This is a genomic window from Acidovorax sp. KPB24-07, assembly GCF_057543315.1.
Genome location: NZ_BAAJYS010000017.1, coordinates 12,365 through 33,921, shown reverse-complemented (window position 1 = coordinate 33,921; position 21,557 = coordinate 12,365). Strand labels below are relative to the sequence as shown.

Here is a 21,557-nt window from a genome sequence, read left to right as displayed (position 1 = left end):
GGGCGGGGCGTCACCGGGCGCCAGGCGCGCTGCGGCGGGCGCGTGCATCAGTTCGCGCAGCCGTGCCCGCGCGCGAGACAGGCGCGACATCACCGTGCCGACGGGTATCTGCAGCACGCGGGCCGTCTGCGCGTAGTCCATGTCTTCGAGCGTCACCAGCAGCAGCACCGCGCGCTGGTCGGGGGGCAGGCGCTGCAGGCAGCGATCGAGGTCGATGGCGTCGTCCGATGCGGGCGCCGGGGCCTGCAGGCTGTCCTGCACGGCCTCGATGTCCAGCAGCGGCAGGGCCGAAGCCGAGCGCTGCTGGTTCAGGTACAGGTGGTGCATCAGAGTGAAGAGCCACGCCCGCAGATCGCTGCCCGACCGCCAGAGCAGCCACTTGCGGCACGCGCGTTCCAGCGTGTCCTGCACCAGATCGTCCGCGGCCCAGGCATTGCCGGTCAGGGCCCGCGCATAGCGGCGCAGGCTGGGCAGGTGCTCGACGATCCGGTCCATGGGGGCGGGCGCTGGGCCGGTCCCGGATCAGGGTTTGGCGGTGTGCCAGACCTGGTTGACGCCGTCGCCGGTGCGATCGCCTGGCTTGGCGTCCTTGGCCCAGTAGTACAGCGGCTTGCCCTTGTAGGCCAGCTGGCTGCTGCCGTCGTCGCGGCGCACCACGCTGTAGTCGCCGGTCGGGGTGGAATTGCCGGCCATCAGCGGCGGCCAGTTGGTGGCGCAGGGGCCGTTGCAGACCGATTTGCCGCTGCCCGTCGCATCGCGGTCGAAGGTGTAGAGGGTCATGCCGTTGGGGCCGGTCAGTGCGCCGTCCTTGGCCTGGACGCCAGCCGGCGCCGTCATCATGGAAGAGCAGCCGGCCAGCGCCAGTGCAAAGGCGGCGGTGGCCACAGAGGAAGCGATACGGATCATGGGTGTCTCCAGTCGATCGGGTGCGGGCGACGCGAAATGCGGCCCTGCACCTGGATGAACACCGAAGGATGCGCTTTTATTCCCTGCACCGCCGAAAAAATTACCGGTGGCGGCTTTTCATCGCACGCTCGACCTCGCGCTTGCCTTCGCGGTCCTTGATGGTGTCGCGCTTGTCGTGCTCCGCCTTGCCCTTGGCCAGCGCGAAATCGCACTTCACCAGGCCATCCTTCCAATGCAGGTTGAGCGGCACCAGCGTGTACCCCTTTTGCTCGACCTTGTTGATCAGGCGGTCGATCTCCTGCCGGTGCAGCAGCAGTTTCTTGGTGCGCGCCGCCTCGGGGCTGACGTGGGTCGAGGCAGTCTTGAGGGCGTTGATCTGGCAGCCGATCAGGAACAACTCGCCTTCGCGGATCACGACGTAGCCGTCGGTCAGTTGCACCTTGCCTTCGCGCAGTGCCTTGACCTCCCAGCCGTGCAGCACCATGCCGGCTTCGTAGCGTTCCTCGAAGAAGTAGTTGTAGGCTGCCTTTTTGTTGTCGGCGATGCGGGACTGTGTTTCGGGTTTTTTGGCCATGGGTTATAGGTGCGGCGCAAACCGGGAGATGAAAGCCCTCCCTACAATCGTTGTCGTCTCGCTTCCAAGATTTTAGGCCCACGCGCTCCAGGCCCTCCGTAGGGCATCCGGCCCTTTGCCCTGGGCGCCATGCTTCATCCATGAAAAACGTCAACAAGTCCGTCTTGATCTGGTACAGCCCCGAGGAAATGTTCGCCCTCGTCACCGATGTGGCCAAGTACCCGGAGTTTCTGCCCTGGTGCGACCACGCGGCCGTGCTGGACCAGGACGCACAAGGCATGACGGCCGAGGTTGGCATCGCGCTGGGCGGGCTGCGCAAGACATTCGTCACGCGCAACACGCAGGAGGCCGGGCGCCGCGTTCAGATGCGCCTGGTCAAGGGGCCATTTTCGCAACTGGACGGCGACTGGGTTTTCCATCCCGTGGGAGACGGCTCGCAGCGCGCCTGCAAGGTCGAGCTGACGCTGAACTATGGTTTCGACAGCGTGGCGCTGGCGGCCTTGGTCGGGCCGGTTTTCGATCGCATTGCCGGCACGATGGTGGACGCGTTCATCCAGCGCGCCGAGCAGGTGTATGGCTGACAGGCCGGACACATCCGCTGCTGGGGCGGCGGTGGAGTGGCTGACGGTGACGGTGGTGCACTCCTCGGCACCCCGATCGACCGTGGAGCGGGTCTTGCCGTTGCCCAGGGGGGCCACCCTGGCCGATGCATTGAAGGCCTGCGGGCTGGCTGCGGGCGACAGCGCCTGCGGCGTATGGGGCAGGGCGGCGGCGCCCGACCAGGTTTTGCAGGACGGGGACCGGGTGGAGCTGTACCGGCCTTTGGTGGTGGACCCCAAGGTGGCGCGGCGCGAGCGTTTCGCCCGCCAGGGGGCCCGGTCCACCGGCCTGTTCGCGCAGCGCCGGCCGGGTGCGAAGGCCGGCTATTGAGGGCTGGCGGGCACGGGGGTATTTGACATGCCCTTGCGGGTGGTCATCCAGTGACCGTGCCGGGTTCTGCCCGGCTCAGCGCGGCGCGCACTCGGACGCGATCACACTGTCGGCGCGGCGGGCCTCCGCGGCCTTGGCGGATTCGTCCATGAACACGCGCTCTCCCTGTGCATTGGTCTGGCTGAACAATTGGCCGGATGTCATCGCTGCCTTGGATTGCCGTGCCCGCTCGCAGTTTTCGGCCCGCAGCTTGGCCTGGCGCTCGTCGTCGGCCCTCTTCTTGGCGGCCTCTGCCGCGTCGGCCTGGGCCTTGCGCTCTTCCAGTTCCTTGTCTTTCCCGCTGGGGCGTGGCGCACTGGCTGCCGCCATGGCGGCAGAAGCCCCATCCGCCGCAGGCGGCACGGCAACCGGGCGGGCCGAGATCGCATTGCCGCCGGGCTGCTTGAGAATGCTCTTTTGCGGAATCTCCGTTGGCGGCGGCCGGTCGCTGAAGACCTTGCGGCCGTCCTTGTCGATCCACTGCCATTGCGCCGCAGCGCCCATGGCCCACGTGCAGGCGAGGGCGGCCAAAAGAAGCTGGGGGGTTTTCATGCGATGCAAGTTTAGCGGCCGAAGCCCCTTGGCGCCATGGTTGCCAAGCCACAACGCGAGCACACGCACGGCCCGCAGGTACAATCCTTTTTTTGGAGCTTTCTCATGCGCCTTCTTGGAAAAGCGCTCACCTTCGACGATGTGTTGCTGGTGCCAGCGTACTCCCAGGTCCTCCCCAAGGACACGTCCCTCGCGACGCGACTCTCCCGCAATATTTCCCTGAACCTGCCGCTGGTGTCCGCCGCCATGGACACGGTCACCGAGGCGCGCCTGGCCATTGCCATCGCGCAAGAGGGCGGGATGGGGATCGTGCACAAAAACCTCACGCCGCAGGAGCAGGCCGCCCACGTGGCCAAGGTCAAGCGGTACGAGTCCGGTGTCGTTCGCGATCCCGTCGTCATCACGCCCGAGCACACCGTTCTGCAGGTGTCGCAACTGTCGGAGCAACTGGGCATCTCGGGTTTTCCGGTGTGCGACGGTGGCAAGGTCGTCGGCATCGTGACGGGGCGCGACCTGCGCTTTGAAACGCGCTACGACGTCAAGGTGCATGAAATCATGACGCCGCGCGACAAGCTCATCACGGTCAACGAGAAGGAAGGCACTTCTCCCGCCGCGGCCAAGGCCTTGCTCAACAAGCACAAGCTCGAGCGGCTGCTGGTGGTCAATGACGCGTTCGAGCTCAAGGGCCTGATCACCGTCAAGGACATCACCAAGCAAACCAGCTTTCCCAATGCCGCCCGGGATGCCGCTGGCCGCCTGCGCGTCGGCGCGGCTGTCGGCGTGGGCGAGGGCACGGAAGAGCGCGTGGAAGCGCTGGTGAAGGCCGGAGTCGATGCCATCGTGGTGGACACGGCCCACGGCCACAGCAAGGGCGTGATCGACCGGGTGCGCTGGGTCAAGCAGAACTACCCGCAGATCGACGTGATCGGCGGCAACATTGCCACGGGCGCTGCTGCGCTGGCCTTGGTGGAAGCCGGCGCCGATGGTGTCAAGGTCGGTATCGGCCCGGGCTCCATCTGTACGACCCGCATCGTGGCGGGTGTGGGCGTGCCGCAGATCATGGCCATCGACAACGTGGCCACGGCGCTCCGTGGCACGGGCGTTCCTCTCATCGCCGATGGCGGCATCCGTTACTCCGGCGATATCGCCAAGGCGTTGGCGGCCGGCGCCAGCGCCGTGATGATGGGCGGCATGTTTGCCGGCACCGAAGAAGCGCCGGGCGAGGTCATCCTGTTCCAGGGCCGCAGTTATAAAAGCTACCGCGGGATGGGCAGCATCGGCGCCATGCAGCAGGGCAGTGCGGACCGTTACTTCCAGGAGTCCAGCACAGGCAACCCCAATGCGGACAAACTGGTGCCGGAAGGCATCGAAGGCCGCGTGCCCTACAAGGGGTCGATGGTCTCCATCGTGTTCCAGATGGCGGGCGGTGTGCGCGCCGCCATGGGTTACTGCGGTTGCGCCACGATCGAAGAAATGAACAACAAGGCCGAGTTCGTCGAGATCACCACCGCAGGCATCCGCGAAAGCCATGTCCACGATGTGCAGATCACGAAGGAAGCGCCCAACTACCGCGCCGACTGATCTTGTCGCCACCTCAGGCCCGAACCCTTCTTGCGGTGTTCGGGCCTTTGTTTTTTCCTCTCCCCGCCGCCTGCCATGCAACACCAGAAAATCCTCATCCTCGATTTTGGCTCCCAGGTCACCCAACTCATCGCGCGACGAGTGCGCGAGGCGCATGTGCTCAGCGAAGTGCACCCCTGCGATGTCACGGATGAATGGATCCGCGAATATGCCAAGGATGGTTCGCTCAAAGGGGTGATCCTCTCCGGCAGCCATGCCAGCGTGTACGAGGACACCACCGACAAGGCCCCGCAAGCCGTGTTCGAACTGGGCGTTCCCGTGCTGGGCATCTGCTACGGCATGCAGGCCATGGCCCACCAACTGGGCGGCAAGGTCGAGGGCGGGCACAAGCGCGAGTTCGGTTTCGCGGCGGTGCGTGCACGGGGCCATACCGAACTGCTGCGCGACATTGCCGACTTCACCACGGAAGAAGGCCACGGCATGCTCAACGTGTGGATGAGCCATGGCGACAAGGTCACGGAACTGCCCCCGGGCTTCAAGCTCATGGCCAGCACCGAGAGCTGCCCCATCGCCGGGATGGCGGATGAAGAGCGCAAGTTTTATGCGGTGCAGTTTCACCCGGAAGTCACGCATACCGTGCAGGGGAAGGCGCTGCTGGAGCGGTTCGTGCTCGGTATCTGCGGCGTGCGTCCCGACTGGATCATGGGGGACTACATCTCCGAAGCGGTCCAGAAAATCCGCGACCAGGTGGGCGACGAAGAAGTCATCCTGGGGCTGTCCGGCGGGGTCGACTCCTCGGTGGCGGCGGCGCTGATTCACCGCGCCATCGGCGATCAGCTGACCTGCGTTTTCGTGGACCACGGCCTGCTGCGTTTGAACGAAGGCGACTTGGTCATGGAGATGTTCCAGGGCAAGCTGCATGCGAATGTCATTCGTGTCGATGCGAGCGATCTGTTCCTGGGCAAGCTGGCAGGCGTGAACGACCCGGAAGCCAAGCGCAAGATCATCGGCGGCGAGTTCGTGACGGTGTTCAAGCAAGAGGCCGCCAAACTGAAGGCGGGCGACAAGGGGCACAAGGGTGCCACCTTCCTCGCGCAAGGCACCATCTATCCCGATGTGATCGAGTCGGGCGGCGCCAAGAGCAAGAAGGCCGTCACCATCAAGAGCCACCACAACGTCGGCGGTTTGCCTGAGCAACTCGGCTTGAAGCTGCTGGAGCCGCTGCGCGATCTATTCAAGGATGAGGTGCGCGAACTGGGCGTCGCCCTCGGGCTGCCGCCCGAAATGGTGTACCGCCATCCATTCCCCGGGCCGGGCCTGGGCGTGCGCATTCTCGGCGAAGTGAAAAAGGAATACGCCGATTTGCTGCGGCGCGCCGACGACATCTTCATTCAGGAACTGCGCAATTTCATTGATCCAGGCACTGGCAAGAGCTGGTACGAGTTGACGAGCCAGGCCTTCACCGTGTTCCTGCCCGTGAAAAGCGTGGGTGTCATGGGGGATGGGCGCACTTACGACTACGTGGTGGCCCTGCGCGCCGTGCAAACCAGTGACTTCATGACCGCGGATTGGGCAGAGCTGCCTTACGCGCTGCTCAAGAAAGTGTCCGGACGGATCATCAATGAGGTGCGCGGGATCAATCGAGTGACCTACGACGTCTCCAGCAAGCCGCCCGCGACGATTGAGTGGGAATGAACTGGCGTCTCCTCGATGGCAGATGGAGCGGATGTCCCATTGCCGGGGGCATCTGAACCGCTGGCGTTTGGTTCCGATTTGCGGCTTTGACTTTTATTCAGGGAACAATTTATACCGGTCGGCCGCGGATGGATATAGCCCGCGATAAGGTGGGTCCGACTCCAAATAATGGATCGTCGAAGAAAAAAATTAAGCCATAAAAAAAGCCACACGAATGTGGCTTTTTTTGTTGGCCAAGAAGCGTATTAGGCTTCCTTGTTTTCCTTGATGTTGAAGCCCATTTGGCTTTCCGCACCCTTGCCGCCTTGGTTGGTTTGTTCCCAGTACTGGGTCTTGACCTTGGCTGCCTGGAAGGCATAGTTCACCAGGACAGAGTCGCTGCCGTCGGTGCCGCTGACGGTCACGCTGGTCACCATCACGTCGGTCAGGGTGATCTTACCGAATTCGATTTGCGTGCCACCGGCCTTGCAAAGAGAGATTTCCACTTGGCCCAAGTGCTTGCCGGTGGAGCAGTGCTTGAGCACGGCCGGATAGCACTTGTCGATGGCGGCCACGATGTTCAGGTCATGGAAGGTGACCTTGCCGGCGCCGGCACCACCGCCGCTGGCCATGGAGTTCGGCTGGGTGGCACCCCAGGTGAACGAGTTGATGTCAGTCCAGCCCTTGTGGTTGGAGTCTTGCGACTCACCGCTGGCGCCTTCGACCTTCATGAACATATCGACTGACATTATTGCTTCTCCTGTAGTTGCGATGTTTGGTACGCAAAGTCAATGAAAAGTCTGCGGGCCCTTCAACAGACGGGACGCGCTGACCTGAAGAAACAGTCACTGTGTAGAAAGGCAGCAAGAGGAAAAATAAATGCCTGTGCGGCGATCTCCCTCTGGACCGCGATTGCGATGCCGATCCGTGATCTGTTTATCTGCCGGCGATCATAAGAGTGCCGCATGTCATTTCGGTGATGCAAGTTCGGACTAATTGGCGCCCCAAAGAAACAGAAGAAACAATTTGTTTTGCAGTTTGAATTGGCTTCCATAGGTAACGGGTTTACCGCATGTGAAGGTAGACTCGCCACTTCCAAAAAAATGGCGTGATGGCAAGGGGTCTTGTTTGGATGCTGCGATCTGAGGGGTCTACAGCGTCCCGGGCCTGTCGCTGTTCTATGATGCTGCGGCAGCACGCCAGGGCTAGACCCGGGTCGTGCGTGCAGGAACCCCGTCCACAATCCCACTTGGCCTGTTTGGCGGCAAGTGCCCCTGCTTTTCATCTCTGCCTTGGGGCTCGGTGCGCAGGGCACTCAGAGTTGACTTGATTCGTTCTTCAACTTCCACGACATAGATGCGCAAAAGCGTGAAAACATGCACAAGGAAATAAGTGGTTCGGCGAACTGCCTGGCTCCCGGTGTCCAGGTTGGTGAATACCGACTGAGCGATGTCATTGGAGAGGGCGGCTTTGGCATCGTCTACCGGGCCAGAGACTTGAGTCTTGATCGCATCGTGGCGATCAAGGAGTACATGCCATCGACGTTGGCGGGCCGAAAGGAGTCCAATCAGATCCACGTCCGCTCCCAGCACCGTGGCGCTTTCGACGCAGGTTTGCGCAGTTTCATCAACGAAGCGCGTCTGTTGGCGAAGTTCTCGCATCCTGCGCTGGTGCATGTCTATCGCTTCTTTGAGGCAAACGGTACTGCATACATGGTCATGCAGTATTACGAAGGTCAGACTTTCCGGACGTTTTTGAATCAGCAGCCGAAGGCCATGGACGAACAATGGCTGTCGACCATCATCGCTCCCATCCTCGATGTGCTGGAGATGCTGCACGCTGCGGACTGCTACCACCGGGACATCGCGCCGGACAACATCTTCCTGCAATCTTCCGGCATGCCGGTGCTGCTGGATTTCGGCGCAGCGCGGCGAATCATCGGGGACATGACCCAGGCCCTGACCATGGTCTTGAAGCCGGGCTTTGCACCCATTGAACAGTACGTCGATGACGGCGCCATGCCCCAAGGCGCCTGGACGGACATCTACCAGTTGGGCGCGTTGCTTTATCTCTCGATCACCGGTCGTCCGCCTGCGACGTCGGTGGCTCGGATGATCAACGATCCAGTGTCCACCCTCGTGCCTGAAAATTGTCCGGGGTTCAGTGCCAGATTCCTCAGTGGCGTGCATCACGCTTTGGCGATCAAACCCCAGGACCGCCCGCAATCCATCGGCGATCTGCGGCACCTCCTGGGGTTGAAGACGGTCACCTTGTCATGGCCCAGTTCCGGTTTGATGGGTCTCAGTGTGGCCGAAGAAAGTGATCCTTCAATGGATGAGCCCGTGCACGTCCCATCGGCGGTTGCGGCTCCAGCGGCATTTACTGCACCGCAGCTTCCTGCAGAGGCCGTTGCGCCAATCGCTCCTCACCCCGATGCGCGGCATGGCGCCGTGCCCAGCGAGGCTTATGCCCCCGTTGTGTCTGGCTTGGACACCGCACACCAGCAACGCCCATCCACTGACGTTCGGCCCTCCAAGGCTGCCAGTGCGCCGGTGCATGCGCCGCCATCGCCCTCTGCAGAGTCATCTGCGAAAGCGCAGTCCCGGAAAACCAAACCTGCGGCCAACCAACAAGGTGCCGCACATGCCCCGCCAACCAAGCGCCCCGTGTGGCTGATCCCTGCATTGGGCTTCGCTGCATTGATTGTTGCGGCAGGTGGCGCATGGTGGATCACCAGTGGTGATGACGCTGCGAAGACAGCGGCCGTGGCCCAAGATGCCCAGGAATCGGACCAATGGATGCTGGCGGCCCGCATCAATACGCCCGATTCATTGCGGACTTATTTGAGTCTTTTCCCCAATGGTGTGCACCGTGTTGAAGCCGAAGAACGAATTGCTGCGCTGACGTCGGCCATGGCGCCGGCCTCGGTTCCCGTAACGCAGCAGGCCCCGGCTTCGGCTCCTGTGATGGCGGCATCGGCACCCACGGTGGTGGCGGATGTTGCACCCGCGAAGCTGCCTCCCGCATCCGTGCCGACGCCGGCGGCTTCGGTTCCTGCAGCGCCGAGTGCTCTGCCCACGTCTGAGGAGGCCGTGCGGGTACCTGCGCAGGTAACCCGCACGGCAGATGCCGAAAACAAAGGCAAGATTATTTTGCGCGTCATGCCATGGGGGAACGTATCGGTCGACAGGGTGCCGGCAGGAACGACTCCGCCATTGACCCAGTTGACCTTGTCCGAGGGGCTTCACCGCATCGATATCTCCAACCCGGTTGCGCCTACCGTGACACAGATGGTGTTGGTGAAAAAGGGCGAGTCGGTCGTTTTAACGCACAAGTTCGAATGATGCATTTCAGGCCATTCATTGCGCTTGGACGCGTTGCTTGTCTGGTGGCGCTGAGTCACGCGCCGTTGCTTCACGCCGCTGCAGATTGCGACGAAAAACCCGCACCCGGCAGGTCTGAGACGGCCCCGGTCAACACCGGCCGGCAATATCTGGGTCAAGGCATTGCGTTGTTTGACGCCAAAGATTTTCAGACCGCCGAGCGCGCGTTTCAATCGGCCTTGTTCGCCGGCCTGCCGGATGGACAGGAGCGCGCATCAGCGCATAAGTATTTGGCATTCATCTATTGCACGAACGGAGAGGGAAAGCGCTGCGAATCGGAATTCGACGCGGCTTTCGCTGTACGTCCCTCGTTCAAGATCGATGGTTATGAACTCAACAACACGCCCTGGCGCAGCGCTTACTTCCGTTCGCAGGCACGATGGGCCACCCGCTGCGGTAAACCGGTGCTGGATGCCTCTGTAGACCCTGGGAAAACCCCGGGTGCTGCCCGTGCGGCGGAGGCGGTCACTGCAGCTGCGGTTCCCGCATCCCGGGTGACTGCCGCTCAGACATCGAATTCCGTGCCGGTCAGCGCGCTGTTCAAGACTGCAGAGAAAGACGCTGCATTCAATGTCCGCATTCGGCTGTCGCCCTGGGGGCACGTGCAAGTCGATGGCAAGGCGATGGGGGTGAGTCCTCCATTGACCCAGTTGAAGTTGCCGGCTGGCTCCCATTCGCTGGAGTTGTCTAATCCAGGCTTTGAAACCGTTAAGAAAGTGATCACGGTCATCGATGGTGAGACGTTCACCATCGAACATGATTTTGATGCGAGGTAGCATGAAATACAGATTTCCTTTGATCGTTGGCCAGTGCATGCTCGGCCTGTTGCTGACTGCCTGCCAGACGCCCCCTCAGGCCACGGCAACGCCGGGAGCGGATGCCGCAAGTCAGCAGCCGGCCGTGCCTGAACCTGCCAAGCAGGATCCTGTGGCTGCCAAGGAGCAAGCGCTGGCGCGTGCCTTGGATGTGTATGCAGATGGTCGTTACGACGATGCGATTGCTGCGTTGACCCCTTTGATCGGCGCTGCTGAACTTCCGCTGGCCTCTCAGGTAAAAGTGCTCAAGTTCATCGCCTTCAGCCACTGTGCGATGGGCCGGCTCAGGCAATGTCGCCAGCATTTCGATCTGGCGCTCGAACAGGATCCCACCTTTCAGCTGACCGAGGCGGAAAAGGGGCACCCCGTTTGGGGCCGGGAGTTCAATGCGGCGCGCGCTGCGGCAGCCCGTGCAAAGCAGCGCAGCAATCGAAAAGCCCCTTAAGCAAAGCGGATCAGTCAGGCACCGTCCATGGATAAAGTCGAACTCAGAGTCGCTCAACAGGCCGATCTTGCAGTAGATCGGACTTGGTCTGCAGTTTTCGGCGTTGCCGGAGGCACCATCGGCCGAGGAGGGCAGAACAAGTTGGTGCTGCCCGACTCCGATGCCAGTGTGGCCCGCGTGCATGCGATGGTCCGCATGGAGTCCGAGGCGGCTTTCATCGCCAACCTTTGCGAACGCCGCTCCATCACCGTAGCCGGACAGGAGGTACGCTCTGGTGAAGAGGTGCCGCTGGCGATCGGTGATGAAGTGGTCATCGGCCCTTATCGCTTGTACGCGTTGCTGCCGGGGCAGGCCTTGCCTGCTCCAGTGGCACCTGCCGTTAAAGCAGATGTTGCGCCGGTCGCTCCTCTGGAGGTCGCACCCGCTGCCGCTCCGCAAACGCCGGCAAGCGACCTCCTGGAGGAGTTGCAAGCCCCGGCTGATGCGGGCGACACCAATCCTTTTGCCATCCTGGGCCTGGTTTCAGACCCCATCGAGGCATCCTCCGACGCGGAACCGCCGACCGTGCCTGCGTTCATGGCGATGCCTCACGAAGAGGTGGCCGCTGCCGGGGTGCCTCCTGGTGTGCCGGCCGAGCCTCTGGTCTCCGATTCGTCCTGGGACACCCGTTTGCAAGTGCCTGTGCTGCCGGCAGACCTATCTCCAACTGCAGGTGTTGCCACTGCGCCGCTGCCTTCCGGATGGGACGATACCCCAATGCCTCGGAACGCGCCGGCAGCTGCGCATCGGGCACTGGTCATCCCGGACGATTTCGATCTGTTTGCACAGGACCCGAAGAAGCAGGCGCAAAAGGGCGACCCCTGGGCCGGTGGCTTGCAGACGAAGAGTCTGACGGACGTCGCCAATCTTCGTCATGACGAGTTGCTGAAAGCGTTGCCGGTTTCCGGACGCTTCGAGCATCAGATGGACAATCCTGCCCATGCAGGCCTGCCCAAGGCGCTGGATCCCCGCAACGAGTTGGACCCGTTGCGTTTGTTTCAGCAGGACCGCGAATCGCCAGCCCTTCAAGACACTTCACTTGCAGTGCCTGGATGCGATCTATCGCAGGCTTTCAGCATGCCGAAGAGTACGGCTGCTGGAAGCGGTACGGACGAGCGTCTCCCTGTGGGGGCGCTGGGCATCGAGGCCATCAGCGTCGATGCGGCGGTGTCTTCCACGAAGGCCAAGGTCGTGCCCCCCGATCTGGCGATACCGTTACCGAACGAGCCTGTGATAGCGCCTTTGCCAGGCCTTCGTAAGGTGGAGGGGCTGAACCTGGACAGTTTCGGAAGTGGATTGCCTGCAGCGGATTCCGATTGGCTGCCTCCCATTGAGCCGGTGTCTCCGGTCCTGGAAAAAAGTGCAGTCCCGCCGGCGTTCCTGGAGGATCGGACAGTGCAACACCGGGACGAAATCATGTCCTTTGCGGCACCTTTGGAGCCGCTTCCACCGTCCAATTTGTCTGCACCTGCACCTGCACCTGCACCTGCACCTGCACCTGCACCTGCACTCTCGCCTTCGCCTTCGCCTTCGCCTTCGCCTTCGCCTTCTTCCGACTTTCCTGCACCGGCTACTTTGCCAGGCCTGGCGGGCATGCCTCCCGCGGAGTTGAGCGCGTTGGTCACCGCTTTTCTGGACGGCGCCGGGGTGCTGCCCAAAAAGCTGGAACCCACGCTCACGCCGGAATTCATGCGATCTTTTGGCGAGGCGTTCCGTGTCGCGGTGCAGGGAACCATTGACTTGCTGGCAGCCCGCTCCGAGATCAAGCGGGAGTTCCGCGCGGGCGTCACGGTGATCGCCTCCGGTGCCAACAACCCCTTGAAGTTCTTGCCCACACCGGATGGCGTCATCATGCAGATGATCGGACAGAATTTTCCGGGGTTCATGCAGCCAGTTCCGGCCATGAAGGACGCCTACCAGGACCTGTGTGTGCACCAGTTGGCATTGATGGCCGGTATTCGGGCGGCCTATGCCGAGGCGCTGGCACGCTTTGACCCGGTCGAGCTGGAAAAGCAGGCCGCTTCCATTGGCGGGATGCTTGGAAAGGTTTCCTCCATCGGCCGCAAGGCGGCTTTGTGGGACGAATACAAGAAAAACTTCGATGCCATCCGTCGGGACGCGGAGGACGATCTCACTGCCTTCTCTGGCCAGGCCTTTCTGGAAGCCTATGAGAACGCGGAAGCCGCTGCAAAGGCCAAGTTGTGATTGCACATGTTGTTGGCGATCAGTACCGGTTCCGTCTCACCGCAGCGTCGCTCTCGGACAGGGGCTCGCGCGCGACCAACGACGATTTCCTGGGAATGGTGGATGTAGGAGGCCGCGGGTTTTGTTGCGCATTGGCTGATGGGGCTGGTGGCCACGGTCACGGCGGATTGGCTGCGCGGCTGACGGTCAACGCGGTCCTTGATGGGTTTCGCCACAACCCGCTGTTCGCCCCCGCAGGCCTGGCCTCGTTGATTTCGATGGCCGAGCATACGGTCGCGGTGGAGCAACCGTTGTCGGTTTCCCGCAGGCACATGAGTGCCACGGTGGTCCTGCTGTGCCTGGACTTGGCCAAGGGTCGGGCGCTCTGGGCGCATTGGGGCGATTCACGGCTGTATTGGTTCAGGGACCAGCGAGTGCATCGCATGACGGAAGACCACAGCGTAGTGCAGCAACTGCTGCATGCGGGGGTCTATCGCAACGAGGACCCCCGGGACCTTCCCAATCGAAGCGTTCTTGCGGGCGCTGTCGGGGCCGAATCGCAGATTCCTCCCACCGTGCTTTCCAAAGCCGTCGATCTGGTGGCGGGAGATGCCTTCCTGCTGTGTTCGGATGGACTTTGGGAAGGCATTCATGAAGACGATATGGAAGAGGCACTGCGGCTCAGCCAGAACCCGGAAGATTGGCTGGAGCACATGGAGACCACGCTGCGCGCGCAGGGGAAGCCGCACCAGGACAACTTCAGCGCATTCGCCATTTGGGTGTCACCCAGTGAAGACGGGCTGTGAAACCAGTTCTACCAACAAAGGAATCGACGATGCTTGATCGGGTTTATGGATTGCGCCGTGCTTTGCTCGGAGGGGCCGTGGGTGTTGGCGTATTGGGTCTCGCTGGGTGCGGAGTCATCAGTTCGATGAACCGTCCTCAGGAAGCCCCTACGGCCGTTCCTCCAGCCGTGTTCGAAGTGGTTGCCGACGCCAAGCTCAATCCCGATGTGCATGGCGCTCCCAAGCCCATCTTGCTTCGAATGTACGAATTGCGTGCCACCGCTGCGTTCGACAAAGCCAGTTTTCTGGACCTTCAAGAAAAAGACGAAGCGCAGTTGGCAAGCGACTTCGTGCGCCGTGAAGAGTTTCTGGTGGTCCCAGGGGAGCGGCGCGTCTTTGAGCGAAAAGGAAGTGCCGAGGTCCGTGCCTTTGCATTCTTCGCGGGCTATCGTGACCTGGAGAAAAGCACTTGGCGCGCCACTGCGCCGGCACCCAATTCGGTGGAGATGCGCCGGCGCTGGTGGGGTCTGGGTGAGACTGAACGCCTGAAGCCCGTGCGCTATCTGGTCACCGTCTCCCAAGATGCCGTCAAAGTTCAAATCCAAGAAAAAACGCAGTAACTATCATGGTCTGGCAGCGCAAGGTCGTATGGGCGGAGGGCATGTTCTTGCGCCCTCAGCATTTTCAGCAGCAAGATCGATTCACCGATTTTCTGGTGCAGGCACGTACGCTGCCCACGCAGTTCTTCTTCTGGGGGTTTTCGAGCCTCGTCCTGGACACGGAGCTTCTCGCGTTGGGCAAGATCGGCTTGATCTCTGCCGAAGGGGTGTTGCCGGACGGTACGCCTTTCAGCTTTCCCCACCACGACGAGCCCCCGCCTGCGTTGAGCATCGGCAAAGACGTCAAAGACACGGTCATTCATCTGGCTTTGCCGATGCGCAGGCGCATGGCTGCTGAAGTGTCTCTGGGATCCGAGCCGAGCGCACTCGTGCGCTACGCTGCAGAAGTGATCGAAGTGGCGGATTCCAACGACGTTGGAGCGCAGGCTGCCGAGGTGCAGGTCGGGCAGATCAAGCTCGCGCTGCGTGCATCGCACGACATTGCCGATGGCTGGGTCAGTCTGCCATTGGTGCAGGTGGTGGAGCGCCGCGCAGATGGCTCGCTGCTGTTGGATCCCACCTTCATACCCACGGTCGTCACCAATGCCGATATGTCCAACCTTGCGGTGTTCTGCCGTGAGCTGTTTGGCCTGCTGCGCCAGCGTGGCGCTGCGTTGGAGGAGCGCTTGACCCAGCCGGGGCGCGGCGGCGTGGGGGAGGTCGGCGACTTCCTGATGCTCCAGTTCCTGAACCGCTGGGAGCCGGCGGTGGAGCACTGGGTTCGGATCCGCGCCATCCATCCTGAGCGGCTGTTCGATGACCTGCTCAAAATGGCGGGCGAACTGGCCACCTTCACGCGCGACCAGCGGCGTCCTGCGCCCATGCCTGCCTATGACCATGACGATTTGCGAAGCTCTTTCCTGCCATTGATGCTGGAGCTGCGGCGTGGCTTGTCTTCAGTGCTGGAACAAAACGCCATCCAGATCGAACTGCAGGAACGCCAGTATGGCGTGCATGTCGCACTGATCCCGAGCACCGAACTCCTGACCAGTTGCGACTTCGTGCTGGCGGTCCATTCGCAGGCGACGGTGGAGTTTCTGCGGGCGCACTTTCCGACCCAGATCAAACTGGGCCCGGTGGAGCGCATTCGGGACTTGGTCAATCTGCATTTGCCTGGCGTCACTCTGCGGTCCCTGCCGGTCGCTCCCCGCGAAATTCCTTACCACGCCGGCTACTCGTATTTCGAGTTGGATACAGCGCACGACCTGTGGCGCCAACTTCAAAACTCCGGCGGCCTGGCCTTGCACGTCTCCGGCGAGTTTCCTGAACTGCAGCTTGAGATGTGGGCCATTCGCCGTTAAGAACCGATATGTCCATTCAAACCTCTGGCAATGTATTTGCCTTCGATACGGGCACTGGAGCCGCTGCGCCACGGGCCGGGACCACGGCACCTCACACCCCTGGCGGCGCGGTGCGCGAAACAGCGCTTCCAGATGTGGTCAGCGGCGGTAATCCGCTGGTGGCTGCCTCCAACACGCTGCTCAATCTGATCCCGCAGATCCGGGCCATGGCCACCAATGGCGACCCTGGTGGATTTCAGCAGTTTCTGCTGGAAAACATCCGGCAATTCGAAAGCCGGGCCGGCAACACCGGCGTGCCAATGGAGACCATCATCGGTGCCCGGTACTGCATCTGCACGGCGATCGACGAAGCGGCGGCGCAGACCCCTTGGGGTGGCTCGGGTGTCTGGCCCAAATACAGCCTGCTGGTCGCGTTGCACAACGAAACCTGGGGAGGCGAGAAGTTTTTCCAGTTGCTCTCCAAGCTGGTGCAGACGCCCAACCAGCACATCGACCTCATCGAGTTGATGTATTTCTGCCTGATGCTGGGTTTCGAAGGCCGCTACCACGTCGTCGAAAACGGCAAGAGCCAGTTGGAGAGCCTCAAGGCCCGTCTGCTTCAAGTCATCGAAGGGGCGAGGGGGGACCGCAGCGGCGCCTTGTCGCTGCATTGGCGTGGCGTTCAGCGCGCGGCGGTGCCGCCGTGGACCTTGATTCCCTTTTGGGTGGCGGCCGCACTGGCCTTGCTGATCGCGTTTCTGATCTTTCTCTGGTTCAACTACCGCCTCGCATCGCGATCCGACGATCTGTTCGCATCAATCAACGGTATCCGGCTTCCGCAGGCCCCTGCCGTCATCGCCGCCGCGCCCAAGCCCAGGTTGCGCCAGTTCCTGGAGCCCGAAATTCGAGAGGGTCTGGTGGAGGTGAACGACCTGGCGGATCGAAGCATCATCATCCTGCGCGGCGATGGGTTGTTCGATGCCGGGGCCACGGTGGTCAAGCCTCGGTACGTCGGCGTGATCGAGCGCATTGCGGCTGCGTTGAACGAGGTGTCCGGGAAGGTCGTGGTCAATGGCTACACCGACAACTCTCCCATCCGCACCGCCCGGTTTCCTTCCAACTGGCATTTGTCCCAGGAGCGTGCGCAGGCTGTCACCACGATGCTGACGAAGAGCGTCTCCGATGGGCGCAGGTTGCATGCCGAAGGCCGTGCAGAAAGCGATCCGGTAGCGCCGAACACTACGCCGGAAGGCAGGGCGCTCAACCGCCGCGTGGAGATCGTTTTGCATGTTGCCCCGCAGACTCGTGACAGCGAGCTGCAACTCACCCCGGGTGCAAATCCCCAGGGCGGCGCCACCAATCAAAAATAAGCATGTTCCGCAAGATATTCGATTTCCTGTTCAACCGGTTCACGCTGGTCCTGCTGGGGCTGGTGCTCTTGAGCTTGGTCATCTGGTTCATCGGACCGCTCATCTACATCAAGCCATACCAACCACTGGAAAGCCCTCAGGTCCGTGGCTGGTTGATCTTTGCGATCTTCGCGTTCTGGTTCTTGAAGCTTTTGGTCCAGTGGTGGCGTGCGAAGCAGATGAACGCTCGCCTGCTGTCCCAACTGGCCCGGTTCGGCACGGGTGACCGGCCGGCTGAAAAAGCCGGTCCAGGGGAAGAAGAAGTCGCCGAACTCGAAACCCGCTTCAAGGAAGCAATCAGCGTTTTGAGCAAGACGCGCTTTGGACAAACGGAACAAGGCTGGTTCGGACGGCTGAATCGCCGCTACATCTACCAGTTGCCCTGGTATCTGATCATCGGCTCGCCCGGCTCCGGCAAGACCACGGCGCTGGTCAATTCCGGTCTGGATTTTCCGCTGGAGGCGCAGTTCGGAAAGGCTTCGATTCGGGGCGTGGGTGGCACGCGCAATTGCGACTGGTGGTTCACCGATCAGGCGGTGCTTCTGGACACCGCAGGACGTTACACGACCCAGGAAAGCGATGAGACGCAAGACAAGGCCGCCTGGGGCGGATTCTTGTCTTTGCTGCGCAGATTCCGGGGGCGGCAGCCTGTCAATGGCGTGCTGGTCACGTTGAGTGTTCAGGAGTTGCTGAGCAGCACCGACGCGGAGCGTGAACGCCTTGCGCGGCTGATTGGTATGCGCCTGGGCGAGCTGTGCGAAGAGCTGGCCATCAAGTTCCCCGTGTATGTGCTGGTCACCAAGACCGACTTGCTGGCGGGGTTCAACGAGTTCTTCGGCAACATGAACCGAGAGGAGCGGGCCCAGGTCTGGGGCTTCACCAGCCCGTACAACGAAGGGGGCGTGCAAGAGGAACCGGCAGCCCGCTTCCGTGCTGAGTTCGACGAACTGGCGGGGCAGATCAACCGCCTCTTGCCGCAGCGCCTGCTTTCCGAGCCTGACTTGTCGCGACGGGGGCTGATCTACGGCCTTCCTCAGCAATTCGTCGGTTTGCGCGATGTGTTGCAGGAAACGCTTTCCACCATCTTCGCATCGTCCCGGTTCAAGGAAAAGCCGCTTTTCCGCGGCGTGTATTTCACCAGCGGAACGCAAGAGGGCATGCCGTTCGACCGGGTGCTTTCAGCACTCTCGCGCCGGTTCGCGGTTCCCTCGCCCGCAGGGGCTTCGGTGGGAGCCAAGAGCGGGAAAAGCTATTTCATTGAAACGCTGCTCAAAGGCGTGATGTTCAATGAAGCGGGTTTGACCGGCCGCAATGCCAAGAAAGAACGTCAGTTGCGCCTTGCCCAGGCCGGAGGGCTGATTGCCCTGGTTCTGGCCCTGGTCGGCGTGACCGTCGCATGGACCGTCAGCCACGACAACAACGTCGCCTACATCGGAGAAGTGAAAGACCGGGTTCCGGCACTCAAGCAGGCGGTCAACGACGCCCGCGACGCCGACCCGGAAGACATGGTGAGCTTGCTGCCGCTGTTGAACAATGCGGAGACCCTGGCCGTGAGCCAGCGCTACGAGGGCGACTCTGCCCCGTTGAGCTGGCGCCAGGGCCTGCTGCAGGTGCCCAAGGTCCAGACGGCTGCGGACGCCACCTACATGCGCCTGCTCGAAGATGCCTGGCTTCCGCGCCTGTCCCGTCATTTGCGCCGGTCACTGCAGCAGACGTCCACCAGCAACCCGGAGGCGAGCTTCGAAGCGCTGAAGGTCTACCTGATGCTGTACGAGCCCGAGCGCTTCAATCCCAAGGCCATCCGCGCATGGATGGTCAACGATTGGGAAACGTCTCTTCCGCCTGGCTTGGTGCAATCTGGCGTGGTCAACCAGTTGGCCCACCACCTCGACAATCTGATGCAGGACCGCGCGCTGGTGGCACCGGTGCCGATGGATCAGCAACTGGTGGCCGAAGTGCGCCAGCGGCTGGCCCAGATGTCACCAGCCCAACGGGCCTACAGCCGGCTCAAGCAACTGCTGCTGACGGGCAATTCCTTGCCGCCTGAATTCACGGTGGTTCGCGCCAGCGGGCCCGAGGCGCCGCAGGTATTCTCCCGCCGCAGTGGCCGTCCGCTGACCCAGGGTATTTCCGGCCTCTTCACCTATGACGGGTACTACGGGGCGTTCGCGCAGGAACTGCCCAAGGTCACGGCCTTGTTGTCCCAGGAGGAGAGCTGGGTGCTGGGCAAGGCCGATGGGCGGCGCAGCACGGCCAACGAAGTGCTGACCGGCCAGCTGGCGCTCGAGGTCAAGCGGCTTTACCTGATGGAGTACGCCAAGCTATGGGAGGACTTCCTGGCCGATGTGCGACCGGTGCGCATCGCCTCCCTCGATCAGGCGGGAGAGCAGGCTCGCCTGTACTCTGCCGCCAATTCCAGCCTGGAGCAGTTCATTCGCGCCGTCGCTAAGGAAACCACCCTTGGCCAGCGTCCGTCTGCAGGGGGAGGAACCAGCAGTTGGCTGGGAGAGAAAATCAACCGCATCAAGGAAGAGCAGGAGCAGTTGAGCCGCCTGACGGGCAAGCAGGTGAATGTGGGGGGGCTTACCTCCAGCGGTACGCTGGAGGCGGATCTGGTCGATTTCCGCTTCCGCGAATATCGGCGGCTGGCCACCTCGAACGGTTCGGGCCCTTCTCCCATGACCGCCAGCCTGCAGGTGCTGAACGAGGCGGCCGCAGTGATCGCATCGGCACGGCAGCAGGTCAGTGCCGGTGGAACCGTGCCGCCTTCGCTGTCCGCCACGCTGGAGCGGGTGCGCACGGAAGCCAAGCGCGTGCCGCCGCCCCTGAACGTCATGTACGAAGATCTGGCGGGAGCCACTTCGGCTTTCGTGGGGCGCGACGTGCGGGCCGCTGTGGGCGGAAATCTCAACGCCACGATCGGTGCCTTTTGCCGGCGCGCGATCCTGGGTCGCTATCCCTTCACGCGCAGCGCTGGCCGCGATGTGACGACGGATGACTTCGCCCGCCTGTTCTCCGTGGGCGGCACCATGGATGAATTTTTCCGGACTACGCTGCAGCCAATGGTCGATATCTCCACCAATCCCTGGAGCTTCAAGCAGGGTGTGGACGGTTCGCCCGTGGGCGGCTCTGCTGCGCTGGCTTCGTTCCAGCGTGCCTCCGTCATTCGGGATGTCTATTTCCGGGCCGGGGGCAAGGCACCGTCGATCCGGCTGGACATCAAGCCCTTGGAGATGGATGCTGCCATCACGCAAATGGTGCTGGATGTTGATGGCGAAGTCCTGCGCTACCAGCATGGACCTCAGATTCCGAAGTCGGTGAACTGGCCGGGAGCTCGTGGCACGGGGCAGGTCCGGTTGCAATTGACCGGATCGGGGGCTGAAAACACTGGCTTGGTCACCGAGGGGCCCTGGGCATTGCACCGGTTCTTCGACCGGGCGCAGATTCTTCCCGGCAACGCACCCGAGCGCTTCATTGCCGCTTTCAACATCGACGGACGGCGCCTGCGATTCGAAATCACCACAGGCAGTGTGCTGAATCCTTTCCGTCTCAAAGCCATGGAGGAGTTCGAGTGTCCTGGCAACCTGTGAGTCAAGCATCGCCACAAGTGCAGTCCCGCATCTCCTGGTTTGGAAAGCTGCCGGGGCAGGGCGATTTCGTGGGACGCAGGATGCCCCGCGCCATCGGTGACGAATGGGACGCTTGGGTGAGCCGTGGGCTGGACCAACTGCGTGCGCAGGGACCCGGGCAATGGGAGCCTGGCTTTATTCAGTCGCCACTGTGGTTCTTCATTGCCAGCCTGGGCGGGAAAACTTCGCCAGTGTGCGGCGTGCTGGCCCCCAGTGCGGACCGCATCGGGCGGTGCTATCCCATCACGGCAGTGGCCATCGCCACCGATCGGACCAGCGCTTTGGTATCCGACCCGACGCTGGAACGGTTCTTCTTCGGCACGCGGGACGCCATCATCGAGGCCCGCAGGCTGGCCCTGCCTGCGGAAGAGTTGGATGCAAGGCTTTCCGTATTGCCATGGCCGTTTCACGCAGACCAGTCGGCACCAGCGGCTGCACCTTCGATGGCGGGCATCCTGGCGGACCTGGGGCTGAGTCCATCGTCCAGTGGCAGCACAGTCAATGGCCGGCCCTGGAGCGCCGGGCGCGATATCCTGCGATCGCAACAGGCGCGCAGCGTCTGGTGGTCCGATGCGGCTGGGGGGCACGAAATGGTGGAGCACGGCGGCGCCTTTGATGGCCATCTGTTCTCTCGGCTTTTCAGAAAGGCTTCCTAGCCGTGTCGGTGCCCTTC

19 protein-coding genes are annotated in these 21,557 nt (G+C 62.2%); 14 read left to right on the top strand and 5 right to left on the bottom strand.

All coding sequences use genetic code 11. The features are described 5' to 3' along the window. The 3 genes from AC27IQ_RS04365 to smpB all read right to left on the bottom strand — a co-directional run. Window positions 1-495 (bottom strand): RNA polymerase sigma factor (locus tag AC27IQ_RS04365; RefSeq protein WP_487088484.1); only part of this gene is annotated, 495 nt, incomplete at its 3' end. A 27-nt stretch (window positions 496-522) separates the two neighbouring features. Continuing rightward, on the bottom strand, window positions 523-906 hold the full coding sequence (locus AC27IQ_RS04360) for a COG4315 family predicted lipoprotein (RefSeq protein WP_487088482.1): 384 nt from the start codon (window positions 904-906) through the stop codon (window positions 523-525). A 100-nt stretch (window positions 907-1,006) separates the two neighbouring features. Continuing rightward, window positions 1,007-1,480 carry an SsrA-binding protein SmpB gene (gene smpB / locus AC27IQ_RS04355; protein WP_272568719.1) on the bottom strand — a complete coding sequence of 158 codons (474 nt, stop codon included), beginning with the start codon at window positions 1,478-1,480 and terminating at the stop codon, window positions 1,007-1,009. A gap of 140 nt (window positions 1,481-1,620) precedes the next feature. On the opposite strand from smpB, the gene AC27IQ_RS04350 reads away from it, so the two are divergent. Together AC27IQ_RS04350 and AC27IQ_RS04345 are read left to right on the top strand one after the other, a co-directional pair. Next, on the top strand, window positions 1,621-2,061 hold the full coding sequence (locus AC27IQ_RS04350; protein ID WP_272568720.1) for a type II toxin-antitoxin system RatA family toxin: 441 nt from the start codon (window positions 1,621-1,623) through the stop codon (window positions 2,059-2,061). After that, complete coding sequence (locus AC27IQ_RS04345; RefSeq protein ID WP_317358652.1) at window positions 2,054-2,410, top strand: RnfH family protein; 357 nt, start codon at window positions 2,054-2,056, stop codon at window positions 2,408-2,410. The genes AC27IQ_RS04350 and AC27IQ_RS04345 overlap by 8 nt, the downstream gene beginning before the upstream one ends. A gap of 75 nt (window positions 2,411-2,485) precedes the next feature. Here AC27IQ_RS04345 and AC27IQ_RS04340 read toward each other — a convergent pair whose 3' ends face one another. Then, window positions 2,486-3,001 carry a DUF4124 domain-containing protein gene (locus AC27IQ_RS04340; protein ID WP_487088479.1) on the bottom strand — a complete coding sequence of 172 codons (516 nt, stop codon included), beginning with the start codon at window positions 2,999-3,001 and terminating at the stop codon, window positions 2,486-2,488. Between the two features lie 105 nt (window positions 3,002-3,106). Here AC27IQ_RS04340 and guaB point away from each other — a divergent pair, with 105 nt between their 5' ends. Together guaB and guaA are read left to right on the top strand one after the other, a co-directional pair. Beyond that, entirely contained in the window at window positions 3,107-4,582 is a 1,476-nt protein-coding gene (gene guaB / locus AC27IQ_RS04335) for an IMP dehydrogenase (RefSeq protein ID WP_272552260.1), read from the top strand. 75 nt (window positions 4,583-4,657) lie between these two features. Continuing rightward, a complete protein-coding gene (gene guaA / locus AC27IQ_RS04330) occupies window positions 4,658-6,277 on the top strand; it encodes a glutamine-hydrolyzing GMP synthase (protein ID WP_284402196.1) in 1,620 nt (539 codons plus the stop codon). Between the two features lie 245 nt (window positions 6,278-6,522). Here the strand turns inward: guaA and AC27IQ_RS04325 are convergent, their stop codons facing one another. Beyond that, entirely contained in the window at window positions 6,523-7,005 is a 483-nt protein-coding gene (locus tag AC27IQ_RS04325; RefSeq protein ID WP_284430784.1) for an Hcp family type VI secretion system effector, read from the bottom strand. A 627-nt stretch (window positions 7,006-7,632) separates the two neighbouring features. Between AC27IQ_RS04325 and AC27IQ_RS04320 the strand changes: the two genes are divergently transcribed. From AC27IQ_RS04320 to tagF, 10 genes are read left to right on the top strand one after another with little or no spacing between them, the layout of a single operon-like run. Next, on the top strand, window positions 7,633-9,600 hold the full coding sequence (locus tag AC27IQ_RS04320) for a serine/threonine protein kinase (RefSeq protein ID WP_487088476.1): 1,968 nt from the start codon (window positions 7,633-7,635) through the stop codon (window positions 9,598-9,600). Next, window positions 9,597-10,415, top strand: coding sequence for a PEGA domain-containing protein (locus tag AC27IQ_RS04315; protein WP_487088474.1), 819 nt, complete (start codon window positions 9,597-9,599; stop codon window positions 10,413-10,415). Before AC27IQ_RS04320 ends, AC27IQ_RS04315 begins: the two co-directional genes overlap by 4 nt. A 1-nt stretch (window position 10,416) precedes the next feature. Then, window positions 10,417-10,899 carry a TssQ family T6SS-associated lipoprotein gene (locus AC27IQ_RS04310; protein WP_284430787.1) on the top strand — a complete coding sequence of 161 codons (483 nt, stop codon included), beginning with the start codon at window positions 10,417-10,419 and terminating at the stop codon, window positions 10,897-10,899. 27 nt (window positions 10,900-10,926) lie between these two features. Continuing rightward, complete coding sequence (gene tagH, locus AC27IQ_RS04305; protein WP_487088472.1) at window positions 10,927-13,143, top strand: type VI secretion system-associated FHA domain protein TagH; 2,217 nt, start codon at window positions 10,927-10,929, stop codon at window positions 13,141-13,143. Then, window positions 13,140-13,928: a PP2C family protein-serine/threonine phosphatase gene (locus AC27IQ_RS04300; protein ID WP_487088470.1), complete on the top strand. Its 789-nt coding sequence runs from the start codon at window positions 13,140-13,142 to the stop codon at window positions 13,926-13,928. Before tagH ends, AC27IQ_RS04300 begins: the two co-directional genes overlap by 4 nt. Window positions 13,929-13,957: 29 nt before the next feature. After that, a complete protein-coding gene (gene tssJ / locus AC27IQ_RS04295) occupies window positions 13,958-14,527 on the top strand; it encodes a type VI secretion system lipoprotein TssJ (RefSeq protein WP_317358671.1) in 570 nt (189 codons plus the stop codon). A 5-nt stretch (window positions 14,528-14,532) separates the two neighbouring features. Then, window positions 14,533-15,867: a type VI secretion system baseplate subunit TssK gene (gene tssK, locus AC27IQ_RS04290; protein ID WP_284430791.1), complete on the top strand. Its 1,335-nt coding sequence runs from the start codon at window positions 14,533-14,535 to the stop codon at window positions 15,865-15,867. An 8-nt stretch (window positions 15,868-15,875) separates the two neighbouring features. Next, a complete protein-coding gene (locus AC27IQ_RS04285; protein WP_284430792.1) occupies window positions 15,876-17,216 on the top strand; it encodes a DotU family type VI secretion system protein in 1,341 nt (446 codons plus the stop codon). Window positions 17,217-17,218: 2 nt separating this feature from the next. Further along, window positions 17,219-20,845: a type VI secretion system membrane subunit TssM gene (gene tssM / locus AC27IQ_RS04280; RefSeq protein WP_487088467.1), complete on the top strand. Its 3,627-nt coding sequence runs from the start codon at window positions 17,219-17,221 to the stop codon at window positions 20,843-20,845. Beyond that, window positions 20,827-21,540, top strand: a complete 714-nt coding sequence (gene tagF, locus AC27IQ_RS04275; RefSeq protein ID WP_487088465.1) for a type VI secretion system-associated protein TagF — start codon at window positions 20,827-20,829, stop codon at window positions 21,538-21,540. The genes tssM and tagF overlap by 19 nt, the downstream gene beginning before the upstream one ends. Window positions 21,541-21,557: the final 17 nt, after the last annotated feature.

What these genes read in the sequence shown, in the direction of transcription:
- tagH (WP_487088472.1), top strand. Translation starts at nt 10,927, where the DNA reads ATGGATAAAGTCGAACTCAGAGTCGCTCAACAGGCCGATCTTGCAGTA.
- AC27IQ_RS04325 (WP_284430784.1), bottom strand. Translation starts at nt 7,005, where the DNA reads ATGTCAGTCGATATGTTCATGAAGGTCGAAGGCGCCAGCGGTGAGTCG.
- guaA (WP_284402196.1), top strand. Translation starts at nt 4,658, where the DNA reads ATGCAACACCAGAAAATCCTCATCCTCGATTTTGGCTCCCAGGTCACC.
- AC27IQ_RS04315 (WP_487088474.1), top strand. Translation starts at nt 9,597, where the DNA reads ATGATGCATTTCAGGCCATTCATTGCGCTTGGACGCGTTGCTTGTCTG.
- AC27IQ_RS04350 (WP_272568720.1), top strand. Translation starts at nt 1,621, where the DNA reads ATGAAAAACGTCAACAAGTCCGTCTTGATCTGGTACAGCCCCGAGGAA.
- guaB (WP_272552260.1), top strand. Translation starts at nt 3,107, where the DNA reads ATGCGCCTTCTTGGAAAAGCGCTCACCTTCGACGATGTGTTGCTGGTG.
- tssM (WP_487088467.1), top strand. Translation starts at nt 17,219, where the DNA reads ATGTTCCGCAAGATATTCGATTTCCTGTTCAACCGGTTCACGCTGGTC.
- AC27IQ_RS04360 (WP_487088482.1), bottom strand. Translation starts at nt 906, where the DNA reads ATGATCCGTATCGCTTCCTCTGTGGCCACCGCCGCCTTTGCACTGGCG.
- AC27IQ_RS04340 (WP_487088479.1), bottom strand. Translation starts at nt 3,001, where the DNA reads ATGAAAACCCCCCAGCTTCTTTTGGCCGCCCTCGCCTGCACGTGGGCC.
- smpB (WP_272568719.1), bottom strand. Translation starts at nt 1,480, where the DNA reads ATGGCCAAAAAACCCGAAACACAGTCCCGCATCGCCGACAACAAAAAG.
- AC27IQ_RS04320 (WP_487088476.1), top strand. Translation starts at nt 7,633, where the DNA reads ATGCACAAGGAAATAAGTGGTTCGGCGAACTGCCTGGCTCCCGGTGTC.
- AC27IQ_RS04310 (WP_284430787.1), top strand. Translation starts at nt 10,417, where the DNA reads ATGAAATACAGATTTCCTTTGATCGTTGGCCAGTGCATGCTCGGCCTG.
- AC27IQ_RS04345 (WP_317358652.1), top strand. Translation starts at nt 2,054, where the DNA reads ATGGCTGACAGGCCGGACACATCCGCTGCTGGGGCGGCGGTGGAGTGG.
- AC27IQ_RS04285 (WP_284430792.1), top strand. Translation starts at nt 15,876, where the DNA reads ATGTCCATTCAAACCTCTGGCAATGTATTTGCCTTCGATACGGGCACT.
- tssK (WP_284430791.1), top strand. Translation starts at nt 14,533, where the DNA reads ATGGTCTGGCAGCGCAAGGTCGTATGGGCGGAGGGCATGTTCTTGCGC.
- tssJ (WP_317358671.1), top strand. Translation starts at nt 13,958, where the DNA reads ATGCTTGATCGGGTTTATGGATTGCGCCGTGCTTTGCTCGGAGGGGCC.